General features: G+C 67.8%; 20 protein-coding genes and 2 tRNA genes. 12 read left to right on the forward strand and 10 right to left on the reverse strand.

Translation table 11 applies throughout. The annotated features are described in order from the left end of the window. The first annotated feature begins 14 nt into the window (after positions 1-14). A complete protein-coding gene (locus FHT19_RS02735; RefSeq protein WP_168554265.1) occupies positions 15-548 on the forward strand; it encodes a J domain-containing protein in 534 nt (177 codons plus the stop codon). Positions 549-565: 17 nt separating this feature from the next. Here the strand turns inward: FHT19_RS02735 and FHT19_RS02740 are convergent, their stop codons facing one another. Further along, positions 566-1,438 (reverse strand): LysR family transcriptional regulator, encoded by an 873-nt coding sequence (locus tag FHT19_RS02740; RefSeq protein ID WP_169473842.1) that lies wholly within the window; start codon positions 1,436-1,438, stop codon positions 566-568. Positions 1,439-1,532: 94 nt separating this feature from the next. Between FHT19_RS02740 and FHT19_RS02745 the strand changes: the two genes are divergently transcribed. From FHT19_RS02745 to FHT19_RS02755, 3 genes are all read left to right on the forward strand, one after another. Beyond that, positions 1,533-2,714 carry an acyl-CoA dehydrogenase gene (locus FHT19_RS02745; protein WP_169473844.1) on the forward strand — a complete coding sequence of 394 codons (1,182 nt, stop codon included), beginning with the start codon at positions 1,533-1,535 and terminating at the stop codon, positions 2,712-2,714. Continuing rightward, complete coding sequence (locus FHT19_RS02750) at positions 2,711-3,847, forward strand: CaiB/BaiF CoA-transferase family protein (protein WP_169473845.1); 1,137 nt, start codon at positions 2,711-2,713, stop codon at positions 3,845-3,847. The genes FHT19_RS02745 and FHT19_RS02750 overlap by 4 nt, the downstream gene beginning before the upstream one ends. Before the next feature lie 125 nt (positions 3,848-3,972). After that, on the forward strand, positions 3,973-4,377 hold the full coding sequence (locus FHT19_RS02755) for a hypothetical protein (protein ID WP_168554269.1): 405 nt from the start codon (positions 3,973-3,975) through the stop codon (positions 4,375-4,377). On the opposite strand, the gene FHT19_RS02760 is transcribed toward FHT19_RS02755, so the two are convergent. Beyond that, complete coding sequence (locus FHT19_RS02760; RefSeq protein WP_168554270.1) at positions 4,369-5,325, reverse strand: glutaminase; 957 nt, start codon at positions 5,323-5,325, stop codon at positions 4,369-4,371. The genes FHT19_RS02755 and FHT19_RS02760 overlap by 9 nt on opposite strands. Positions 5,326-5,421: 96 nt before the next feature. Here FHT19_RS02760 and FHT19_RS02765 point away from each other — a divergent pair, with 96 nt between their 5' ends. Then, positions 5,422-6,261 (forward strand): rhodanese-related sulfurtransferase, encoded by an 840-nt coding sequence (locus tag FHT19_RS02765; RefSeq protein WP_169473846.1) that lies wholly within the window; start codon positions 5,422-5,424, stop codon positions 6,259-6,261. 9 nt (positions 6,262-6,270) lie between these two features. Here FHT19_RS02765 and FHT19_RS02770 read toward each other — a convergent pair. The 5 genes from FHT19_RS02770 to FHT19_RS02790 all read right to left on the reverse strand — a co-directional run bounded on the left by FHT19_RS02770 (position 6,271) and on the right by FHT19_RS02790 (position 10,485). Further along, positions 6,271-6,347, reverse strand: a tRNA-Pro gene (locus FHT19_RS02770). Positions 6,348-6,405: 58 nt separating this feature from the next. Continuing rightward, a complete protein-coding gene (locus tag FHT19_RS02775; RefSeq protein ID WP_169473847.1) occupies positions 6,406-7,203 on the reverse strand; it encodes a GNAT family N-acyltransferase in 798 nt (265 codons plus the stop codon). A gap of 126 nt (positions 7,204-7,329) precedes the next feature. Further along, positions 7,330-7,405: transfer RNA gene (locus FHT19_RS02780), tRNA-Ile, on the reverse strand. 78 nt (positions 7,406-7,483) lie between these two features. Next, positions 7,484-8,470 carry a polysaccharide deacetylase family protein gene (locus tag FHT19_RS02785; protein WP_169474892.1) on the reverse strand — a complete coding sequence of 329 codons (987 nt, stop codon included), beginning with the start codon at positions 8,468-8,470 and terminating at the stop codon, positions 7,484-7,486. 56 nt (positions 8,471-8,526) lie between these two features. After that, positions 8,527-10,485 (reverse strand): histidine kinase dimerization/phospho-acceptor domain-containing protein, encoded by a 1,959-nt coding sequence (locus FHT19_RS02790; protein ID WP_169473848.1) that lies wholly within the window; start codon positions 10,483-10,485, stop codon positions 8,527-8,529. A 326-nt stretch (positions 10,486-10,811) separates the two neighbouring features. On the opposite strand from FHT19_RS02790, the gene FHT19_RS02795 reads away from it, so the two are divergent. Beyond that, positions 10,812-11,279 carry an Lrp/AsnC family transcriptional regulator gene (locus FHT19_RS02795; protein WP_168554274.1) on the forward strand — a complete coding sequence of 156 codons (468 nt, stop codon included), beginning with the start codon at positions 10,812-10,814 and terminating at the stop codon, positions 11,277-11,279. A gap of 165 nt (positions 11,280-11,444) precedes the next feature. Here the strand turns inward: FHT19_RS02795 and FHT19_RS02800 are convergent, their stop codons facing one another. Next, positions 11,445-11,747 (reverse strand): chorismate mutase, encoded by a 303-nt coding sequence (locus tag FHT19_RS02800; protein ID WP_168554275.1) that lies wholly within the window; start codon positions 11,745-11,747, stop codon positions 11,445-11,447. A 104-nt stretch (positions 11,748-11,851) separates the two neighbouring features. Between FHT19_RS02800 and FHT19_RS02805 the strand changes: the two genes are divergently transcribed. Next, complete coding sequence (locus FHT19_RS02805) at positions 11,852-12,865, forward strand: polyprenyl synthetase family protein (protein WP_169473849.1); 1,014 nt, start codon at positions 11,852-11,854, stop codon at positions 12,863-12,865. An 11-nt stretch (positions 12,866-12,876) separates the two neighbouring features. Here the strand turns inward: FHT19_RS02805 and FHT19_RS02810 are convergent, their stop codons facing one another. Next, positions 12,877-13,065, reverse strand: a complete 189-nt coding sequence (locus tag FHT19_RS02810; protein WP_168554277.1) for a hypothetical protein — start codon at positions 13,063-13,065, stop codon at positions 12,877-12,879. Positions 13,066-13,267: 202 nt separating this feature from the next. On the opposite strand from FHT19_RS02810, the gene FHT19_RS02815 reads away from it, so the two are divergent. From FHT19_RS02815 to FHT19_RS02825, 3 genes are all read left to right on the forward strand, one after another. After that, the gene (locus FHT19_RS02815; RefSeq protein WP_169473850.1) at positions 13,268-13,648 is read left to right on the forward strand and encodes a glutaredoxin; all 381 of its coding nucleotides are present in this window, start codon (positions 13,268-13,270) and stop codon (positions 13,646-13,648) included. Between the two features lie 54 nt (positions 13,649-13,702). Further along, entirely contained in the window at positions 13,703-16,258 is a 2,556-nt protein-coding gene (hrpB, locus tag FHT19_RS02820) for an ATP-dependent helicase HrpB (protein ID WP_169473851.1), read from the forward strand. Between the two features lie 97 nt (positions 16,259-16,355). After that, a complete protein-coding gene (locus FHT19_RS02825) occupies positions 16,356-18,320 on the forward strand; it encodes an FAD/NAD(P)-binding protein (RefSeq protein WP_248290240.1) in 1,965 nt (654 codons plus the stop codon). Positions 18,321-18,323: 3 nt separating this feature from the next. Here the strand turns inward: FHT19_RS02825 and FHT19_RS02830 are convergent, their stop codons facing one another. After that, on the reverse strand, positions 18,324-20,075 hold the full coding sequence (locus FHT19_RS02830; protein ID WP_169473853.1) for a cation:proton antiporter: 1,752 nt from the start codon (positions 20,073-20,075) through the stop codon (positions 18,324-18,326). A gap of 213 nt (positions 20,076-20,288) precedes the next feature. Between FHT19_RS02830 and FHT19_RS02835 the strand changes: the two genes are divergently transcribed. Together FHT19_RS02835 and FHT19_RS02840 are read left to right on the forward strand one after the other, a co-directional pair. Then, a complete protein-coding gene (locus FHT19_RS02835) occupies positions 20,289-21,371 on the forward strand; it encodes a hypothetical protein (protein ID WP_169473855.1) in 1,083 nt (360 codons plus the stop codon). Between the two features lie 128 nt (positions 21,372-21,499). Then, entirely contained in the window at positions 21,500-22,351 is an 852-nt protein-coding gene (locus tag FHT19_RS02840; RefSeq protein ID WP_169473857.1) for a hypothetical protein, read from the forward strand. The last annotated feature ends 24 nt before the right edge of the window (positions 22,352-22,375 follow it).

Genomic DNA, 22,375 nt, shown 5'->3' on the forward strand with positions numbered 1-22,375 from the left:
GAACGTTAGGGCCGATGGCACGGCAAGGGCGATCTACTGATTGGGGCTTTCCCCGCTGGCGCGGCTATGGCAGCGCCCGCGAGGCCGTGAACGTGCGCCTGTGCGACCGCGCCGGGTGCAGCGAGCCGGGCAATTGCCCGGCGCCCAAATCGCCCAATAGCCCCGATCGCTGGTACTTCTGCGAAAAGCATGCGGCCGAATACAACGCCGGCTGGGATTATTTCGCCGGGCTCGACAAGGAAGAGGCCGCCGCGCGCGAGCAGGCCGAGCGCCGCACCAACGAAGGCTATACCGATTCGTCGTGGAAAGCCTGGGCCGGGCCCGGCGATGGCACCCGCAGCCGCGACGAACTGCGCGCACTCGAAGCCCTGGGCCTCGATCCCGATGCGCCGTTCGAAGACGTGCGCAAGGCCTGGCGCACCCGCGCCAAGGAAGTGCACCCCGATGTGCGCCCCGGCGACGAGAAAGCCGCCGCCGAATTCCAGAAGCTGCAACTGGCCTATGAAGTGCTGCGCGCCGCCGAGGATCGCCGTACCTGGAAGGGGTGAGGGCGGGCGCCAGGCCGTCAGCCTGTCAACGCCGCCACCGCGCCGGGCGGGGCTTGCGGGCTGGCCAGCGTGACCAGGTCCACCGTGGCGGCATGGTCGGCCAGGGGGCGAAACACCAGGCCTTCGAGATGGAGCCGTGCCAGGCTGGCCGGTGCCAGGATCACGCCCTGGCCGGCAGCGGCGAGGCTGGCCGCCGTGATGAAATCGGCGGTGCGGCGGATCGGCGGCGGGGGCAGGCCAGCGGCCTTGGCCAGCGCGGCAACGGTTTGCGCCAGGCCCACTTCTTCGTGAAATTGCGGGGTCAGGAAGGTTTGGCCTGCCAGGTCGGCCGCACGCAGCGGGCTTGCCGCGGCCAGTGGGCTGGTCTCCCCCATGGCAACCAGCAGCCCTTCGCGTTGGCGCGCCACTTCCACGCAACCGGCCGGCCATGACGGGCGCGGCCGCACGATCGCCAGATCAATCCGGCCATCGGCCAGCGCCTTGAGCTGGTCGGGCGTTTCCATCAGCGCGGGCATGACCTCCACCCCCGGCAGCACTTGCGCCAGCGTGGCGATCAGGCGCGGCAGCACGCCGGCCATGGCCGCGGAAAAGACATAGCCTACTTGGATCGGCCCTGCTTCGCCGCGTGCCAATGCCCGGCCGACGCGCTGCGTGCGGGCAAGCGTTTCCAGCGCGGCGCGGGCCTGGGGCAGGAACAGCATGCCTGCCCGCGTGGGCGCCACGGCCATGCGGCTGCCGCGTTCGATCAGCCGGGCACCCAGCGCATCTTCCAGCCGTTGCAACCGCTTGCTGGCCACCGACTGGGCAATGCCCAGGGCATCGGCGGCACGCTGGAAATGGCCATGATCGGCCACGGCCACGAACACGGCGAGGGTATCGGGATCAAGCACGGCCAGCTATTCCAAAACGCGATCAAAATCGCCGTTTCGTGGAATTGATGCGATTGCCGGGCTCTGTCAATCCTGCGGCAAAAGGAGAGCAGCGATGGCCAAGGCAAGGTTCGACTGGGAAGATGCCCTGGGGCTGGAGAGCCAACTGACCGACGAGGAGCGGATGATCCGCGATGCGGCCCGCGCCTTTGCACAGGACAGGCTGCAATCGCGGGTGATCGATGCCTTTGCCAGCGAAACCACCGACCCTGAAATTTTTGCCGAAATGGGCGCGCAAGGGTTGCTGGGCGTGACTCTGCCCGAGCGCTTTGGCGGGGCGGATGCATCCTATGTGGCCTATGGCCTGACCGCGCGCGAAGTGGAGCGGGTGGATTCGGGCTATCGCTCGATGATGAGCGTGCAATCGAGCCTGGTGATCTATCCGATCCATGCCTATGGCTCTGACACGCAACGGGAAAAGTATTTGCCCAAGCTGGCCAGCGGCGCCGCGATCGGCTGCTTTGGCCTGACCGAGCCAGACGCCGGATCAGACCCCGGCGGGATGCGCACCCGCGCGCAGAAGGTGGACGGCGGTTATCTGCTGAGCGGCACCAAGACCTGGATTTCCAACGCGCCGATTGCCGATGTCTTCGTGATCTGGGCCAAGAGCGATGCCCATGGCGGGGCCATTCGCGGGTTCATTCTGGAAAAGGGCATGAAGGGCCTGTCTGCGCCCAAGATCGCCGGCAAGATCTCGCTGCGCGCCTCCATCACCGGGCAAGTGGTGATGGAGGATGTCTTCGTGCCAGAAGACGCGCTGCTGCCCGGCGTGGAGGGGCTGAAGGGACCGTTCGGCTGCCTCAACCGCGCGCGTTATGGCATTGCCTGGGGGGCGATGGGCGCGGCGGAGTTCTGCTTTGCCGCCGCGCGGCAATATGGGCTGGACCGGCACCAGTTCGGCCGCCCGCTCGCCGCCACGCAGCTTTACCAGAAAAAGCTGGCCGACATGCTGACCGAGATCACCCTGGGCCTGCATGCCGTGCTGCGCCTGGGCCGCATGATGGACGAGGGTGCTGCGCCGCCCGAGGCGATTTCGATCCTCAAGCGCAACAACGTGGGCAAGGCGCTCGATATCGCCCGCATGGCGCGCGACATGCACGGCGGCAACGGCATTTCCGGCGAATACCAGGTGATCCGCCACATGGTGAACCTGGAAACGGTCAACACTTATGAAGGCACGCACGATGTGCACGCGCTGATCCTGGGCCGTGCGATCACCGGGATCGCCGCGTTTTGAGCGCGGAGGCAGCGCCGCCACTGGCGGGCATAAAGGTGATCGAATTTGCCCGCGTGCTGGCCGGCCCCTGGGCCGGGCAGGTGCTGGCAGACCTGGGGGCAGAGGTGATCAAAGTGGAAAGCCCAGCCGGCGACGATACCCGCGCCTGGGGCCCGCCGTTCATTGCCAACCCGGATCGCAGCCAGGATGCGGCCTATTTCCACGCCACCAACCGGGGCAAGCGGTCGCTGGTGCTCGATCTTTCCAGTGCCGAGGGCCAGGCGCGCGCGCGCGAACTGGTGGCCGGGGCCGACGTGGTGATCGAGAATTTCAAGCTGGGCGGCATGGCCAGGTTCGGGCTGGATTATGAGACCCTCGCAGCCATCAATCCAGGGCTGGTCTACTGCGCGATCACCGGGTTCGGCCAGGATGGCCCCTATGCCGCGCGCGCGGGCTATGATTTCATCGTCCAGGGAATGAGCGGGATCATGGACCTGACCGGCGTGCCCGAGGGCCCGCCGCAGAAGATCGGCGTGGCCTTTGCCGATATCATGACCGGGCTCTATGCCGTGATCGCGATCCAGGCCGCGCTGGCCGAACGCGCGCGATCCGGGCGCGGGCAGATGATCGACATGGCGCTGCTGGACGTGATGACCGGGGTTCTCGCCAACCAGGCGATGAACCATCTGGCCGGTGGCACAACGCCCATGCGCATGGGCAATGCCCATCCCAATATCGTGCCTTATGCGGTGTTTCCTGCGGCCGATGGCTGGCTGATCCTGGCGGTGGGCAACGATGGGCAATTCGCCCGCCTTGGCGCGGTGCTGGGCCTGGCCATGCAGCCGGGGTGGGAAACCAACCCTGGCCGCCTGGCCGACCGCTTCACGCTGACCGCCGCGATCGAAGCGGCAACCGCCCGGTGGGCGCGGGACGACCTGCTGGCCGCGCTGGAGGCACAGGGCGTGCCGGCCGGGCCGATCAACACCGTGGCCCAGGCCTTCGCCGATCCCCAGATCCGCCATCGCGGACTGGAACTGGCGATGCCGCGCGAGGCGGATGGCAGCACGGTGCCCGGCGTTGCCTTGCCGATCCGCTTTTCGCGCTCCCCCCTGGCGGCGCCGCGCCCTTCGCCCGGATTGGGTGACATGAACTGAAACCATCTGCTGGACGGTGCGCCGCTGCGGCAGGCCGCACCGCCAGGCGGTTGACAGGGACGGCCCCAGACCGCGATGCTGCCGCCTGCAGGGACAACCGCGGGGCAGGAAAGCATGGGGTTGCAATGAACAGGATTGGTGTTGGTCTGGCGCTGGCGGCGGGCCTGCTGGCGTTTCCGGCCCTGGCGCAAGCCCAGGGGCTGGGCGTGGAAGCCACCGGCGGCAAGGCGGCTGGCGAATGGGGCGCCGAACTGGGCGCCAGCTATAGCATGGGCTTTGGCCCGTTCACGGTGCGCCCGGTGGTGGGTGCGTTCATCCCCACCGAAAGCGGCGCCAGCACTTCGGTCTATGCCAAGGGCGAGGCGACGTTCACCATTCCGGCCGTTGCCGAAGTGGGCCTGGGCGCGCGCCTGGCGCATGAAAAGGTGCGGGCCTATGCCCTCGCGGCCTTTCCCATCCTGCCCAAGTTCAAGCTGACCCTGCAGGGCGGGGAACACTATGGCGCGGCAGGGCTTCGGTTTTCATTCTGATGCGATAGCCTGGCCCAGACCCGGCTCGAACACCGACCAGCCGGTTGCCTGGACCAGGCGCTCTAGCGCCAGGGTTCCGGCCAGCGAATTGCCGCGCTCGTTCAAGCCGGGTGACCACACGGCAATGCTGGCCACCCCCGGCGCAATCGCCAGGATGCCGCCGCCCACGCCCGATTTGCCGGGCAACCCGGTGCGAAACGCGAATTCGCCCGATCCGTCATAGTGCCCGCACGTGAGCATCAAGGCGTTGATGCGCCGCGCGCGCTGCGGTGAAACTACACTGCGCCCCGTGTCCGGATTGCGCCCGCGTGCCATGAGATAGCGCCCGGCCATCGCCAGTTGTTGGCAACTCATCGCCAGGGCGCATTGGTGGAAATAGAGGCCCAGCACCTTTTCCACCGGGTGGCGGATATTGCCGAAGGCGCGCATGTAGTTGGCCAGCGCCATGTTGCGATAGCCAGTTTCCTGCTCGCCCCGCGCCACTTCCTCGTCGATAACGATGCTGTCGTCGCCCGCGAGGGCACGCACGAAGCGCAGCATCTCGCCGATTGCCTCGCGCGGTTCATAGCGGCCCAGCAGGATGTCGCTCACCACGATGGCCCCGGCGTTGATGAACGGATTGCGCGGGATGCCGTGTTCGCTTTCCAACTGGACGATGGAGTTGAACGCGCTGCCCGAAGGTTCGCGGCCCACGCGCTGCCACAACTGGTCACCCACCGCGCCCAGCGCCATGGTGAGGGCAAAGACCTTGGAAATGCTCTGGATCGAAAAGGCCTGTTGCGCATCGCCCGCCATGTGGCAGGTGCCATCGGCCATCACCACCGCGATGCCGAAGCGTTCCGGGGCGATGGCGGCCAGTGCTGGGATATAGTCGGCCACCTTGCCCTTGTAAGCGTGCTCGCGCATTTCTTCGGCAATGTCGCGCACGATGGCGCCCAGATCGGGCATGGCACTCTCCTTTGCGCTGTGTCGTTCCACAAGTGGCGGGGGCTGGGCAAGTGCGGGATAGCCAGCGGGGGCATTTACAGTTTAGGAGGCCGCGCCATGGACCAGATTACCGTTGCCGCGCTTTACCAGTTTGCCCCATTCGTCGATCCGGCGGCCTTGCGTGCGCCGCTCTTGGCGATGTGCCAGGAACAAGGCGTCAAGGGCACGCTGCTGCTGGCGGGCGAGGGGATCAACGGGACGATCGCCGGCACGGGTGAGGGCATCGCCGCCGTGGTGGCCCACGTCCGCGCGCTGCCCCATTGCGACGGGCTGGACGTGAAGTATTCCACGGCCGCCTCGATGCCCTTTGCCCGCATGAAAGTGCGCCTCAAGCGCGAGATCGTGACCATGGGGGTGGAAGGGATCGATCCGCTGGCGAGCGTTGGCACTTATGTCGATCCCCAGGACTGGAACGCCCTGATCAGCGACCCGGACACAATCGTGATCGACACGCGCAACGATTATGAAGTGGCCGTGGGCACCTTTGCCGGGGCGATCGATCCGCACACGCGCACCTTTCGGGAATTTCCCGAATGGTTCCGCCGCGAGCGCGCGGTGCTGCTGGGCCAGGGGCGCACGCCGAAAGTGGCAATGTTCTGCACCGGCGGCATCCGCTGCGAGAAATCCACCGCTTTCCTCAAAGGCGAAGGAGTGGATCAAGTCTATCACCTCAAAGGCGGCATTCTCAATTACCTGGAAAAGGTGCCGGCGCAGGACAGCCTGTGGCAAGGCGAATGCTTCGTGTTCGACGAACGCGTGGCGATCGGCCATGGCCTGTCACCGGGCAGCCACGTGCTGTGCGGCCCTTGCGGACGACCGGTAGATGCCGCCGGCCAGCAATCACCGCAATACCGGCCCGGCGTTTCGTGCCCGGCTTGCTGCGAGAGCGTGGATTGAATGAATAAGTGGTCGGGGAGACAGGATTCGAACCTGCGACCCTCTGCTCCCAAAGCAGATGCGCTACCAGGCTGCGCTACTCCCCGACAGGCACGCCCTTAGGTATGCCCTTCGCTTCGTGCAAGCGCGAAGTGCGTGGTGGGGTCAGGCGGCCACGCTGAAACGGGTGGCATAGCGCTGGCTGATCTGCTCCACGGGCAGCACCACGCACACGTCCACGGTGTTGAATGCGTGGTCGATGAACGCGCCGTCGCCAAACCGTGCGCCGCAGCGCAGGTAACCCTTGATCAGCGGAGGCAGAGCCAGCATCGCGCGGCGTTCGTCATAGCTGCCGCGCGGCAGGCGTTCCAGCGCCACGCCGTGGTGCACGCGCGGGCGCTGGCCGGCCGGTGCCAGGCACGTGTGCGCCAGCAGCGACAGCGCCGGGGCGTGGGCATCGGGATCGGTGCCGGGGAAAGACGCACAGCCGAACATCAGGCCGATATCGTGCGCGGCGATGTAATCGGCGATGCCGCGCCACAGCAGGGAAATCGTGGCGCTGGTGCGAAACGCGGGCAGCACGCACGAGCGGCCCAGTTCGAGCAATTCGCCGCCCACGCGACCTTCGCCCGCCAGCAGCGGCGCCAGGTCGAATTCGCCGGCGCTGTAAAACCCTTCGGCCGCGCGGGCCACGCTTTCACGCAGCAGGCGGTACGTGCCCACGACCTGGCCATCGGCAACCAGCGTGCCGGGTTGGTCTTCGTCGATCACCAGCAGATGATCGCACAGCGCATCATAGGGGTCGGCATCGATTTCATCCAGCAGGCCTTGCGCCTGGGCGCCCATTTCCTCGAAAAACACCTGCCAGCGCAGCCGCTGTACCGCCGCCAGATCCGTGGCATCGCGCGCCAGGCGCACGGCCAGGCGGCGCTGCCGCTTTTCGATCCCGATCACATCGCCCATAAAACTCGCGCCCTCCGTTCGGAACGGCATAGCGTGCGGGCGTGACGTGGGTTTTGCAGAACGATGATGGTCTTGCGTCAATTGCCGGGGCGCTGTCGCACAGCTGTCGCAATGACGGGGAAGGAATGGTAGGCCCGGCAGGATTTGAACCCGCGACCTAGCCGTTATGAGCGGCCAGCTCTAACCACTGAGCTACGGGCCCCCGTTGCGCCAGTTGCCGTTAAAGCGCCGCTGCGCACTTGGCAAGAAAGCGTGTTGGCGCGTGGTGTCTTGGAACACGTCAGATCAGCGCGGCCTGCATGATATCGTGAACGCCGGCCGGCTTGATGCCGCAGCACGCCAGGTGCGTGAAGACAACGCGCCACCAGTCATAGAGCTGGTCGAGCTGGCGCGCGTCGCGCACGTAAGGGGTATGGCCGGGGCGCAGCGAGGGGCTGTGGAACGAGAACACCAGGACAGGCAGGCCATCGGCCAGCGCGAGGTCGATGCAGCGCACCGCTTCGGCTGCGGTGACGCCTTCGGGTGTCAGCGGCACCCGATTCATCATGCCCGCGCGCGCCATCCCGCCGCGCAGGCGCGGCACCCGCCACAGGCGCGGGAACAGCCAGGGCCCCTGATGGCGCAACAGGCCCGAAAACACCGTGGTCAGCGGCAGTTCCATCAACCCGCCCTGGCGATCCACCCACCAGGGATGCAGCGGCAGCCCGGTGAAATCGGGGCCACCCTGGCTGGAATAATCGAAATGGGTGCGCACCGAGGTATCGATGGCAATGCCCGATTCGGCCAGGATCCGCGCCGTGGCCGGGCCCACGCCATAGCGCCCGGCGCGATAGATGCGCGGCGCATCGCCAAAGGCCGCGGCAATCGTATTGCGCAGCTTGACCAGCTTGGCGCGTTCCAGCGCGGGGGGCAGGTTGCCGGCAAAGCTGTTGAAGGTGTTGAGCTCTTCCTGGTGTGGTGGATTGACCCAGGGATGCAGCTGCACGCCGATTTCGGCGCGGCCATCGCGCACCGCCTGGCCCAGCGCGTCGCCCACGGCCGGGTCGCTGGCGATGGGATAATCGATCAGGTAGATCGGGGCGACGCCGAACCCCTCGCAAAACTGCTGGAACTTGGCCAGGCGCGGTACATGGCTCAGGCCATGGCCGGTCCGTTCGAACGGCTTGGCCCAGTCGAACTCTTCCTCGGTATCGACCGTGACCACGAAGCGCTGTCCGAAATCAGGCGCAAAGCGCACCCGCGCGGCTGCAGGCGGCGGACAGGTGATCCGCGCATCGGGGCCAGCGCCGCCGGCGTCGCGCGCAACCGGGGCAGGCAACGTGATCAGCCCGCTTGGGCCGGGGCGATGCTGCCCTCGTCTGGATGATCGCCCTGCGCGCCCGCTGCGGGCAACTGCACGACCAGGCGGGCCGCCTCGCGCCGCAACTGGCCGCCCATGGCGCGCAGTTCGGCCGCAGCCAGGCGCAGGGCAAAGCCGTTACCCATCATGCCACCTGGCCCCAGCGCGCCGCCTTGTGCCCTGGCGCCATCGGCGGCGAACAGGGTGGCATCATCGCGCATGGCGAGCGCGGCGGGCAAGGGCAGGTCGAGCCGCACGGCCCCGCCCGTGGCCCCCGGTTCGAGCGCGATCGCCAGCCGCTCGCCAGGCGCTGCGGTGCTGGCGATCACCGCCAGCAGCCGCCACATGGCGTGTTCGAGTTCGGCAGCCGGTGCTGCCACGGCAACCGGGGCGGCGGGCGCCTGCCAGCGCAGCCGCACTTCACGCGGGCCGATCACCGGATCGAGCTGCGCCACCAGGCGGGCGAGCAGCGCGGCAAGATCGGTGGCATCGCCGGCCACCGGCATATCGGCCGCGCCGGTTTCCAGGCGGGCCAACCGTTCCAGATCTTCAAAGCCGGCCAGCATGCGCGCGGCATCGGCCGCGATGCTGGCGGCCAGGCTGCGATACTGGTGCGGCGTGGCGCCGAACACCTGCTGCTGGATCATTTCGGCAAAGCCCTGGATCGCGTTGATCGGGGTGCGCAACTCGTGCAGCGTCTGGCGCAGGCGGTCAGCGCCCTGGGCCACCGGGGCCGGTTCGGGGGCAGCGGCGGCCATTGCCTGCGCCGGGCGGCGCAGGCGGGCGCGATAGCCGGCAAAGGCGCCACCGGCCTGGGCGAACACCGGCACCGCATCGATCTGCCATGCGCCGGCGACCGCTGCGGCGCCATCGATCAGCAGCACCCCGGCACTGATGGGAAGGCGCGCGGCAAAGGCGCGGGTGCTGCGCGCATCGAGCCGGGCCGGGGCATGCGGCTGGCCGGTAAACGGGCGATGCCCCACCAGCATGGGCGCCCAATCGGCATCGGCGGCCACCACGGTGCCCAGCGCATCGATCGCCAGGTCTATGCCCAGCGGGCGCGGCGCGTCGATCGCTGGCTCATCGGCAAAGGGCAGGCGCGGGTGGGGATCGGCGGCCAAGCCGGCACGGTCGGCCGGGCTGGCGATGGCGGTCGGCCCGCCGGGCCGCGCTTCGCGATCGCGGCGGAACGCTTCGATCCGACGCACGATGGCGCCGATGCCCTCGCTGGCGGCAGGCGACAGCAGCGGGGCGGGCGGCGGGCCAGCGTCGATCGTGTCTGCCGAAGGCAGTGGGGCCGGCGGGGCGGCTGGTTCAGTCGCCGCGGCGACCGGTTGGGGCACGTCAACGACCTCAGGCGCGACCGCCACGGTGGCGGCGGCGTGGTCGCCATCAGGTTCGGGTGCGGACAGCGCGAAATCGTCGATGCCCAGCCGCGCGAGCAGCGCTTCCACTGCCGGGCCCAGATCGCGGCGGTGGCGCAGGAAACCGCGGGCATGGATCGGCAAGCGCGGTACCAGGTTCAGCCAGGCTGCCTCATCAAGCCGGGCGGCGCGAATGGCGGCGAGCGCCAGGCGCGGCGCCTGGGCAGCGAAATGTGCCACCAGACGCGGATTGGCCAGCGGCGTCCCGGCAAGCAGCGCGGCGGCGCCTTCGTGCCCGCCCGGTGCAGCGGCAATGGCCTGGAACAACGAGTCGAGCCGGAAGAGGCCATCGTCGTGCCGCTCTGTCCAGGCGGCCTGGTCCACGCGGCCCAGCAGATCGGCCAGCTGGCGAAACTGCACGCGCATGCCAGCAGGCCCGGCGGCGCGCGTGCGCAGCACCGTTTCCAGGCGATCGTCCACGATCATCTGGAGACCGGGCATGTGGAGACCGGGCGCCCGGCCGCCTGGCGCCAGGCGGCCGGGCGCGGGCGCGAAGGGAGGATCAAGATCGGCAGGCATCGCTCTCGCCGGGACATCCTTGTGCACGGCCTTTTCACATGGGGCATTGCCCTGCCGGAGGCAAGCCGGTTACGGACCGTTTCGAAACTCATCCCTCTGCCTTTAAGCCCCAGGCTTTTAAGAAAGTGTGGCGATGCATCGGGGGCCGTGCAGAAGCGGTTCGTTCATCCTGGAGCGGGTTTTTGCAGGCTATGCACCGCCTTTGGTGCTGGCTGTTGTGATGGTGCGTTGCATTGTAGGACAATTGCGATATGAGCTAATAATATTAGCTTCACTGCCAGCGGTGACGCACAATCTTGCGGATCGAGCGGCTAACGAACACGAACATGGCAACACTGGACGGAATTGACAGGCGGCTGCTGGCCGAACTTCAGGACGAGGGCCGCGTCACCAACGTGGAATTGGCCCAGCGCGTGGGATTGACCGCGCCGCCTTGCCTGCGCCGCGTGCGCGCGCTGGAAGAGGCTGGCGTGATCCGCGGCTATCACGCCGATCTCGACCCGGCCAAGCTGGGCTTTGCGATCACGGTCTTTGCGCTGGTCAGCCTGAAGAGCCAGGCCGAAGAATCGCTGCGCCAGTTTGAAGAGCACATGCGCACGCTGCCCGAAGTGCGCGAGTGCCACATGCTAAACGGCGAGATCGACTTCATCCTCAAGATCGTCAGCCGCGACCTGCAGAGCTTCCAGGAATTCCTGACCAGCAAGCTGACGCCTGCGCCCAACGTGGCAAGCGTGAAGACCTCGCTCACCATCCGCACGGCCAAGCAGGTGCCCGGGGTGCCGTTCAGCGAGTGACCGCCTCGGCGTTTCGGGCCGGGCGTGTGGGGCTTTGACAAGCTCAGCCCGAACCGACCCTGGGATGGTAAACCCCATCTCCGTTCGCCCTGAGCCTGTCGAAGGGCGCTGGCGCCGCGCTTGTGGCGCATGGCCCACCCTTTCGGGCAGGGCACGCGGCGTGGTTCAGCCTTCCGCCTTGGCCTGCTTGTGGTGGCGGATCACTTCCTCGATGACGAAGCGCAGGAATTTTTCGGAAAATTCCGGGTCCAGCCGTGCTTCTTCGGCCAGCTTGCGCAGGCGCGCGATCTGGCGTTCCTCGCGGCCCGGATCGCTGGCCGGAAGGGCGTTTTGCGCCTTGTAGGCGCCCACCGCCTGGGTAATGCGAAAGCGTTCGGCCAGGATGTGAATCATCGCGGCATCGATGTTGTCGATGCTCTGGCGATAGCCGGCCAGAACCGGGTCTTGCCCTTCGGCAGGTGCGCTCATGTGCCTGTCTTGCCTTTTCGTCGATCGCGTTCAAGTGCTCCGCTTGCCGCTACCGTGCAACTTGCGACTTGCCAAGCCGTGCCCCACACGCCAAGCGGGCAGCGATGACTGCTACCCTCCATACGCTCCCCCGCAAGGCCGAACCCTCGCTGGCGCCGCTGATGGCGCTGGTGGCCGATGACATGAACAGCGTCAACGCGGTGATTCTCGACCGGATGCAATCACGCATCCCGTTGATCCCGGCCCTTGCCGGGCATCTCATTGCCGGTGGCGGCAAGCGCATGCGCCCGATGCTCACGCTCGCCGGGGCGGCGCTTCTGGGCTATGGCGGCAGCCGCCATTTCAAGCTGGCAGCGGCCGTGGAATTCATCCACACCGCCACCCTGCTGCACGATGACGTGGTCGATGGATCGGACATGCGGCGCGGCAAGAAGGCCGCCAACATCATTTATGGCAACCCGGCCACGGTGCTGGTGGGCGATTTCCTGTTTTCGCGCAGTTTCGAACTGATGGTCGAAGACGGTTCGCTCAAAGTGCTGCGCATCCTCTCCAATGCCTCGGCCGTGATTGCCGAGGGCGAGGTGGACCAGCTTGTGGCCCAGCGCCAGGTGGAAACCAGCGAAGAACGCTATCTTTCCATCATCAACGCCAAGACGGCAGCGCTGTTTGCCGCCGCCTGCCGCATCGCCGCGGTGGTGGCCGAGCGGGGCGAGGCCGATGAACTGGCGCTCGATGCCTATGGCCGCAACCTGGGCATAGCATTCCAGCTGGCCGACGATGCCATCGACTATGATTCCGATGCTTCGGAAATGGGCAAGGACCAGGGCGACGATTTCCGCGAAGGCAAGATGACCCTGCCGGTGATCCTGGCCTATGCGCGCGGCAACGAGGAAGAGCGCGGGTTCTGGCGCGATGCGATTGCCGGCAACCGCAACAGCGATGCCGATCTGGCCCAGGCGATCGCCCTGATCCGCAAGCACGATGCCGTCAACGCCACGCGTGAGCGTGCGCGCCATTATGCCCAGCGCGCGATCGATGCGATTGCCGGCTTCCCCGCCAGTGCGGCCAAGGCGGCGATGGGCGAAGCGGCCGAATTCGCGGTGGCGCGCCGTTATTAATTCCAGGAGGCCTAGTGCAGCAACTGCGCCAGGCCTTCGACCACCGAGGATCCGGCCAGCGGGCCGATCAGCAGAAACAGCAGGTTGACCGCCACGATCAACACCACGATGCGCTGGCGGCGCGGCGTGAGGCGGGGCGCGGAAGCGGGCTGCCGGTTGGGTGGTGCCGGCGGCCACGGGTCTTTCAGGTCGAGAAACATGGCGTCCTCTTGGGGGCTGGGCCGTGCCCCAGGGGCACCTGCGAACAAAGAGTATCACGCTTTGCCCGTCACCGCACGGGCCCTCATGGGCAGTTCGGATGCACTTGGCCGCGCGCAGGCGGCTGCGCACCTTGCCAGCCGCGGGGGCCGGCGTGCTATGGCGGTGCACCCATCCTTTCCCCCATCGTGACAAAGGCCTGCCATGACCGCCACGCCCTTTCGCCCCGTTCTCTACCTCAAGCGCTCGTGCCCGTTCTGCCTCAAAGTGGCGGCGCTGTTGCGCGAGGTGGGCGCGTTCGACACTGTCGACCTGCGCGCGTTCTGGCCCGGTGATGAGCACGAAGCACCGATCCGCGCAGCGCTTGCGCCACATCTTGAGAAGATCACGTTTCCCGCCCTGGAAGTGGAGCCGGGCCGCTTCATTGCCGATTCCGATGCGATCGTGGCGCTCTATGCGCAAAAGGCCGGCGTCGATCCGGCGAACCTGCCGTTCTATCAGTATGTCATGGCCGGCCCGTTCCGTCGCATTCGCGAAGCACACGTGGAAACCCTGGAACTCAAGAAGCGGCTGGGCGAGGCCTGACGGCCATTGCACCGGTGATGGCCAAGCGTCGGGCAAGACGATAAAGGCAGCGGCGTGACCGACCTGCCCATTCATGCCGTCTTGCCCGATCTGCTGGCTGCGCTGGCCAGCCAGGCCCCTGCCGCTCTTCCCAATGCCGTGCTGATCGCCCCGCCCGGCGCGGGCAAGACCACCACGGTGGCCACGGCGCTTTTGGGGCAGGATTGGTGCCGCGGCACGGTGATCCTGTTGTCTCCGCGCCGGGTGGCGGCGCGCGCCGCGGCCGAGCGCATGGCCGACTTGCTGGGCGAGGCGCCGGGCGAGACGGTCGGCTATCTCACCCGCCTGGACAGCAAGCGTTCGGCGCGCACCCGCGTGCTGGTGATGACCGAGGCGATTTTCGTCGCCACGATCCTGTCGGACCCCGAGCTTTCGGGCATTTCGGCGGTGCTGTTCGACGAAGCGCACGAACGCCATCTCGATTCCGACCTGGGCCTGGCCTTGGCGCTGGAAGCGCAAGGCGTGCTGCGCGAGGATCTGCGCGTGGTGGTGATGTCTGCCACGTTGGATGGCGCGCGCTTTGCCGCGCTGATGGGCCGCGATACGCCGGTCATCGAAAGCGCGGGCAAGGCCCATCCCTTGCGCATTCGCTGGCTGGGCAGCAACCCGCAACTGCGCACCGAACAGGCCATGGCCAACGCCATTGCCACGGCCTGGGCCGAGGAAACCGGTGATATCCTGGCGTTCCTGCCCGGCGTGCGTGACATCGACCGCACGGCCGATATCCTGGCGCAGCGCCTGCCCACAGCGCTGGTGCTGCCGCTGCACGGCCAGGTGGAACCGGCCGGCCAGCGCGCCGCGATACGCCGCGATGCGCAAGGGCGCCGGCGCGTGGTTCTGGCCACGGCGATTGCCGAAACCTCGCTCACGCTCGATGGCGTGGCCGTGGTGGTCGATGCCGGCCTTTCGCGCCGGGCCGAGTTCGACAAAGTGGCCGGGGTGACGCGCCTGGTCACCACGCGCGCCAGCCAGGCCGCCGCCGCGCAGCGCGCCGGGCGCGCCGCGCGCCAGGGGCCGGGCGTGGCCTATCGCTTGTGGGAAGAAGCCGCGCACGCCGGGCGCGCGCCGTTCGATCCGCCCGAGATGCTCACGTCCGATCTGGCGCCGCTGGCACTGACGCTGGCGCAATGGGGCGCGGGCGATCCGGCGGCGATGGCCTGGATCGATCCGCCGCCCGCCGCTGCCATGGCCACCGCGCAGGCCAGCTTGCAGGCGCTGGGCGCGCTGGACGAGGAACGGCGGATCACTGCCCACGGCCGGGCCATGGCGCGCCTGCCGATGGAGCCGGCACTGGCGCACATGCTGATCTATGCGGCGCGCCATGGCGCGGCCGGCGACGCTGCGCGGCTGGCGCTGCTGTTGCAGGAACGTGGCCTGGGTGGTAGCGGCGAAGACCTGGCGCGGCGGTTCGACCGTTGGCAAGGCGATCGCAGCGGCCGTGCCGAAGCCTCGCGCAAGTTGGCGGCGCGCTGGGCCGGTCTGGCGGAGCGGGCGGCTTCGGGGAGCTTCGACAAGCTTAGCCCGAACGGACTTTCGGAAAGAAACAATCCCTCCACCCCCGTTCGTGCTGAGCCTGCCGAGGGCCGCCAGCGCAACGCCGGCCGGCCCCCGCTGGCCGTGCTCTTGGCCGAAGCCTTTCCCGATCGCATCGCCCGCGCGCGCAGTGCGAGTGGCGAGGAGTGGCTCGCTTCGGGCGGGCGGGGCTATCGCCTTGATCCGGCTTCGCCGCTGGCCACTGCGCGCTGGCTGGTGATCGGCGAGGCACAAGGGGAGGCCAAGGGCGCGCGGATCATGAGCGCCCTTGCGCTCGATGAGGAGGATGTCACCACCTGGCTGGCCCATCGCATGGACCAGCGCCACACCCTGTCATGGAACGCCGCGGAAGGCCGGGTGGAAGCGCGGCTGGAGCGGCGCCTGGGCGCCATCGTGCTGGCGCGCGTGCCCGATCCGGTGCCCGATCCGGCAGCGATGACGGCGCTTTTGCTCGATGTGGTGCGGCGCGAGGGGCTTTCCGCCCTGCCGCTGGGTGGCGCGGCGCAGGCACTGCTGACGCGGGCGCGCTATGCCGGCCTTGCCGCGCTGGATGAAGCTGCGCTGCTCGCCGATCTGGATGCATGGCTCGCGCCGCTGCTCTCTGGGCGGCGCGATCTGGCGGTGTCGCCAGGCAAGCTGCACGAAGCGCTGGAGAACCGGCTGGACTGGAACGAGCGGCAGGCGCTCGACCGCCTTGCCCCTCCGCAATTCCGCTCGCCCGCAGGCACAACCCACGCGATCGATTATGGCCACGAAGGCGGCCCGGCGGTGGAACTGCGCGTGCAGGCGCTGTTCGGCCTCGACCGCCACCCCATGATCGGCCAGCCGCCGCGCCCGCTGCTGCTCTCGCTCACTTCGCCGGCCGGGCGGCCGATCCAGACGACGGCCGATCTGCCCGCGTTCTGGCGCGGATCGTGGCGCGATGTGGTGAAAGACATGAAGGGTCGCTATCCGCGCCACCGCTGGCCCGACCAGCCCTGGGCCGAAGACCCCAGCCTGAAAACCCGCAATGCGTTCGAGGCGACACGCAAGGGTTGAGCCGGTGCGCCCGATGCACCGGTGGCCGTCGATTTTGCACTCTAGGCGCGCCGCCTGCCGTTTTGCAGGATGGCGCCGGCCACAAGGGGAGCGCGCCATGGACACCGATCGCCAGCTGGGCATGGATTGCCCGATCAGCCGCCGCCAGTTCGTCAATGGCGTGGCCGTGGGCCTTGGAGCGTTGAGCGTCGGGCCACTGGGCCTGCCAGCATCCGCCGCAGAAGTTCCGCTGGCGGCCTATCCCCCGGCGCGCACCGGCATGCGCGGGTCGCACCCCGGCGCGTTCGAGGCGGCCCATGCCCTGCGCGATGGCACGCTCAAGCTGGCCGATGCGCAGGATGCCGGTGAGGACTATGACCTGGTGATCGTGGGTGGCGGTCTTTCGGGCCTGTCCGCTGCGCACTTCTTTCACCAGCGCATGGGGGCGGGGATGAAAGTCCTGATCCTCGACAACCACGATGATTTCGGTGGCCATGCCAAGCGCAACGAATTCACCGTCAACGGCCGCCAGCTGGTGGTCAACGGCGGAACGCTCAACATCGAAAGCCCGTCGCGCTACAACCGCTGGGCCCAAGGCGTGCTGGACGATCTGGGCGTGGATCTGGCCCGCTTTCGCGCCGCCAACACGGCCGAGGCGGGGCTCTACCAGAAACTGGGCCTCAAGCACGCCTGGGGGTTCGACAAGGAAACCTTCGGGGCCGATCGCGTGGTGCCATCGGCCGCAAGTGGCTGGCACGGCCCGGATGCGGCCACGGTGGCGGCGGCGCCGCTTTCTGCTGCGGCCAAGGCGGGCCTTACCCGGTTGCTGGCAACAGACCAGCCCGATTACCTGCCTGGCATGGACCGCGCGGCCAAGCTCGATTGGCTGGCGCGCCATTCGTTCCGGCAGTTCCTGATCGAGAAAGTGGGGCTGGACCCGCAGGCCGAATGGTTTTTCAGCCAGATGGGCTGCGCCAGCTTCTGCGTGGGATCGGATGCCACTCCGGCGCTCTACGCCTGGGTCCAGGGCTATCCCGGCTTTTCCGGCATGGGCCTGGGCGCGGTGCCGGATCAGCTTTTTGCCGATCTGCCCGGCGGCCAGCACGGGCGGCAGCGCGAAGGCGATCTTTCGGTGCACTTTCCCGATGGCAACGCCACGGTTGCGCGCTTGCTGGTCAGCCGCCTGGTGCCCGCCAGCACCACCGCGCGCACGCAGGAAGACATGGGCACCGCGGTGTTCGACTATGCCGCGCTGGACCGGCACGGCCAGCCCACGCGCATTCGCCTGTCCAGCATCGTCGTCAACGTGGCGCACCTGGGCGATCCGGCGAGGGCCGGCGAAGTGGCGGTGCGCTACATGGCCGGGGGCACCTTGCGCCAGGTGCGCGGCGCGGCGGTGATCCTGGCCAGCTGGAACATGATGATCCCCTACCTGATGCCCGAATTGCCCGAGGCGCAGAAAGCCGCACTGCATTACGCGGTGAAAGGCCCGCTGGTTTACACCAGCGTCGCGCTGACCAACTGGCGCGCCATGGCCAGGCTGGGCGTGTCGCGCTTTACCACGCCGACCATGTTCCACCAGGACGTGGGCCTGACCGAGGCGGTGAGCCTGGGCGGATTGAAGCATGCCGCCAATCCCGATGAACCGGTGGTGCTGCACCTGGCGAAATACATGACACGCCCGGGCTTGCCCCGTCAGGACCAGCATCGCCTGGGCCGGGCAGACCTGCTCGCGCTCAGCTTTGCCGATTTCGAGCGTGAGACCCGTGCGCAACTGGTGCGTTTGCTCGGCCCCGGCGGCTTTGACTCACGGCGCGACATTGCCGCGATCACTGTCAATCGCTGGCCGCACGGCTATGCCTATACCTACAACTCGATCACCGATCCGGTGGAGTGGGTCTATTCCGAAAGCCCCACGCGCCCTTGCGTGATCGCGCGCCAGCCGTTCGGCCTGGTCAGTATTGCCAACAGCGATGCTGCGGCCAGCCCGCATACCGATGCCGCGATGCTGGAAGCGCACCGCGCGGTCCAGGAAGTGATCGCGCGGCGCACTTATCCCTTCGTGCCGCGCCGGGTCTCCTGACGATCAGCTTTCCTGGGCTTGCGGCTCGGTGATGATGCGGTCGCGCGCGGCGCGCATGTCGCCCCCTTCGATCTGGAGAGTCAGCCGTTCCTTGTCGCGCGCGCGGTACATGTCTTCGGCGCGGGTGATGATTTCCTCGCTCACCCCGGTTTCGGCCAGTGCCAGGCGAGCCATTTTTACTGCCGATTCCATCACTTCGCGAATCACCCACTTGGCCGGGGAGCCGCGCAGGCGCACCACGGCGCGCCGATCGAATGCGCGCACGAAGATTGCCGCCTGGGGGAAGGCATGCTGTACGGCTTCCAGCGCCGCGGCATCCATCTGGTCCCCATCCATGCAGAACAGGATCAGCGCGGCTTCATCGGCCCCGGCCTGGCGCAGCAGGTCGAGCCGGGTGCCGTCGCCGAAATAGACCTTTGCGCCAAAGCCGCCGGCGATGTCGATCATTTCCACGTCGGTGTCGATCAGCGTGACCGTCAGCCCACTGGCGTTGAGCATCTGCGCCACGGTCTGGCCAAAGCGGCCATAGCCCACGATCAGCGCATTGGCCGCGTCGCCGGTCGGTCCCTGGCGCTCGCTTTTCACAGCACGCGGATCGGCGCGCAGCGGCTTGGTCAGGGCCATCAGGAAAGGCGTGGTGGCCATCGACAGCGTGACGATGGCGCCGAACAGGCTGGCGGCCTCGGGCGCGATCAGTTGCGCGTGCTGCGCCTGGGCAAACAGCACGAAGCCGAATTCGCCGCCCTGGCTCAACAGCAGGCCCAGCGCCAGCGCCCCGCGCCAGGCCATGCGGAATGCCAGGCCAATGCCCATGATCACCCCGGTCTTCACCGCCACCAGCGCCAGCGCCATGCCCATCACGAACAGCGGGCGTTCGGCAATGGCATGAAGATCGAGCATCATGCCCACGGCCAGGAAGAACAGGCCGAGCAGGATGGAGCGGAACGGCTCCACATCGGCTTCCAGTTCGTGGCGATAGGGGCTGTCGGCCAGCATGACCCCGGCGATGAACGCGCCCAGCGCCGTCGAAAGCCCGAGCGCCTCCATCACCGCGGCCGAAGCCATGACGGTGAACAGCGCGGCGACCACGAACATCTCGCGCTCGCCCAGGTTGCCGATCAGGCGGAACAGCGGCCGGATGAGATAGCGTCCGGCCAGGATCAGGCCGGCGATGGCCAGCACGGTGTAGAGCGCGAGCTGCCATCCCGGCGGGCCATTGGCTTCGGCCGGGTTGCGGCTCAATGCCGCGATCAGGGTGATCATCGGGATGATCGACAGGTCCTGGAACAGCAGGATGGCAAAAGTGCGCTCGCCAAACGGGGTGCGCAGCCGGCCCGAGGCCTGGAGCATCGGCAGCACCTGCGCGGTGGACGACAGCGCCAGCGGCAGGCCCAGGGCAATCGCCGCTGTCAGGCTGAAATCGGTGCCGAAGTTGATCACCGCGGCGATCGCCGCGCCGCACAGCACCACCTGCAACAGGCCCAGGCCCAGAATGTCGCGCTTCATCCGCCACAGGCGCGTGGGGTTCAGTTCCAGGCCCACCAGGAACAGCAGCAACGTGATGCCCAGTTCGGCAATGCCCAGCTTCTGCTCCGCCTCGCCCACCAGGCCCAGCACTTGCGGCCCCACCACCGCGCCCGCCACGAGATAGCCCAGCGTGGCCCCCAGCCCGGCGCGGCGAAACGCCAGCACAAAGACCATGGCAAAGCCAAGCAGCAGAAATCCATCATGAAGCATCGAGGGGGGCTGGTTCATGCCCCCTGCCTCGCGCGTGGGGGGCGGGGCGTCAAGAGGCCCGAGGTATGGGGCCAAAGCCGCGGCATTTGTCGGGACGGGCCGTTGCCACCGGCAAATTGCGCGGTACTGTTGTGGCATTCGGGGGAAATCGCGCGATTTTTGCTGCAACGGACCATGCCGGATTCACACGGCGGGGCGGAGCGACCACGGCGGGGAAGGGGACACCCGGTGTTGATCGACGATATTTACGAGGCCGCGTTCGATGCCGCGCACTGTGGTACGATGCTGGAAAGATTGGCGGAACTGGTTGGGGCCGACAGCGCGTTCATCGCCTGGCACGATACCCGCAAGTCCGCCCATTTCCGCGCGCATTGGGGCGATGATCCGCACTGGCAGCAGCGCTATGTGGAGGAATTCGTCCACCATGACATCCTGCGCCCGGTGCTGGCCGCGCAGCACGAAGGCATGCTGGGCACCGTGGCCGAAAAGCTGGACGATCCCGATATCCGGGCGAGCTATTTCTACACCGGCTACATCGCGCCGCAGGGCATTGTGGACAACATGGCCTGCAACCTGATCAAGCAGCCGACCGTGCACGGCATCGTGGCGTTCATGCGCCGTGCGCCGCGGCCGCGCTTTGGATCGGAAGAGGTGGCGGCGATGCGGCCCCTGGTGCCGCATCTGCGCCGCGCGGTGCTGATCCAGAGCCAGTTGATCGCCGCCGCCAACGTGGCCGAGGCGCACCGGCAGATCGCGCAATCGAGCCGCGCGCACATCGTGCTGCTGAGCAGGACGCTCGACGTGGCCGATGCCGATCCGCGCGTGGCCGCGATGCTGGGCCTGCGCGTGGGCCAGCCCTTGCGCGCTTCCACCCATGGCCGCGCGCTGGCCACCGCCGTGGCCGATGGCCAGCCGCTGGTGGTAACGCTGGTGGACGAGGACGGCACCATGCAGCACTTGCTGTGCGAACCGCAGGCGCTTGGCAATGATCCGTTCGGCGATCTGGCCTTGCCCGATCGGCCCGCCCATGCCCTGCACGTTTCCGAAGTGGAGCGGCCCCACGCCATCGCTTACGACGCCATCGCCACGCTCTATCAGTTGACTCCCACCGAACAGCGCGTGCTGCGCGCCATGCTCGACCATGGCGATGCGGCGGGGCTCAGCGCGGCGCTGGGCATGGGCCGGGCCACCGTGCGCACCCATCTCCACAATGTCTATGCCAAGACTGGCACCGCCGGTTTCAGCGCGCTGTGCAACTTGGCGCACCGGTTTTCCCGCGCCGTTCTGCCGCGCGGGGACGACCTAAACAGATGATGGATGTTGGTTGCGTAATGTTGCGATAACCCACGGGAACAGGGGCACGGAGCCGGATGGTGGTGGCCCCCGGTGCCGGGCTGAACGGGCCCTGGCGCGGATTTTCGCAACGTGGGGGATTTATCGTCATGCAACGATCCATCGGGCATGCGGCCTTGGCCGTGGCCATCGTCACATCGGCCAGCGGGGCTGCTACGGCGGCCAGGGCGCGTGAAGTGCTGGTGGGTGCCGATCTGCTGGCCGGCGCCGTGCGCGACCGCAGTGGCAATCCCGATCGCAACGGTTTTTCTGGCGGTGCGCTGCCCAGCGTGCAGGTGCGGGGTGATGCCTGGCTGCTTCAGGGCGATGGCGTGGTCTTCAGCCATGCCGGTGAAGGGCAGTTCGGTGGCGGGGCGCACTTGGGCGCGCGGCTGGGCGAAGGGGGCTATCTCGGCGTCTATGGCTCGGCCGTCTCGTTCCATCGTGGCCGCACCACCAGCGCGGGGCGGATCGGGGCGGAAGCACGCTTGGCGCGCGGGCCGTTCACCCTGGCCGCGATTGCCGGCTATGAAAGGATCGGCAGTGCCCAGATGCTGGTGGCCACCACTTCCACAGACAGGGTCTATGACCGCTATGGGCACGATGGCCGGTTCTTCAGCATTGCCGATCTGCGCTATGCCCCCGGCGATCGTTTCGCCGTCGCGGCGGGCCACCGCTATATCGGTGGGCGCCATGCCGCCGCGCTGGGCGCGCAAGTGGGCCTGGGCCGCCATGTGGCGCTGGTGTTCGAGGGGCGCCTGGGCGAAGGCGATTATCGCGGCGTGCTGGGCGGATTGCGGGTGCGCTTTGGCGGGGGCACGGTGAACAACGGGCTGCTGGAAAACCGCCTGGTCGAAGACCTGTTCGCGCCGGGCAACAGCCGCAGCCAGTTGCTCGATCCGCTGCCGCCGCCCGACAATGGCGGGGGATGCGGCACCTGCGGGGGCTATTGCGAGCAGTGAAGCGCGCGGGCGCAGCGTGGCGGG

The organism is Novosphingobium sp. SG919, assembly GCF_012932495.1.
In the GTDB taxonomy this organism is placed as follows: Bacteria; Pseudomonadota; Alphaproteobacteria; order Sphingomonadales; family Sphingomonadaceae; genus Novosphingobium; species Novosphingobium rhizosphaerae.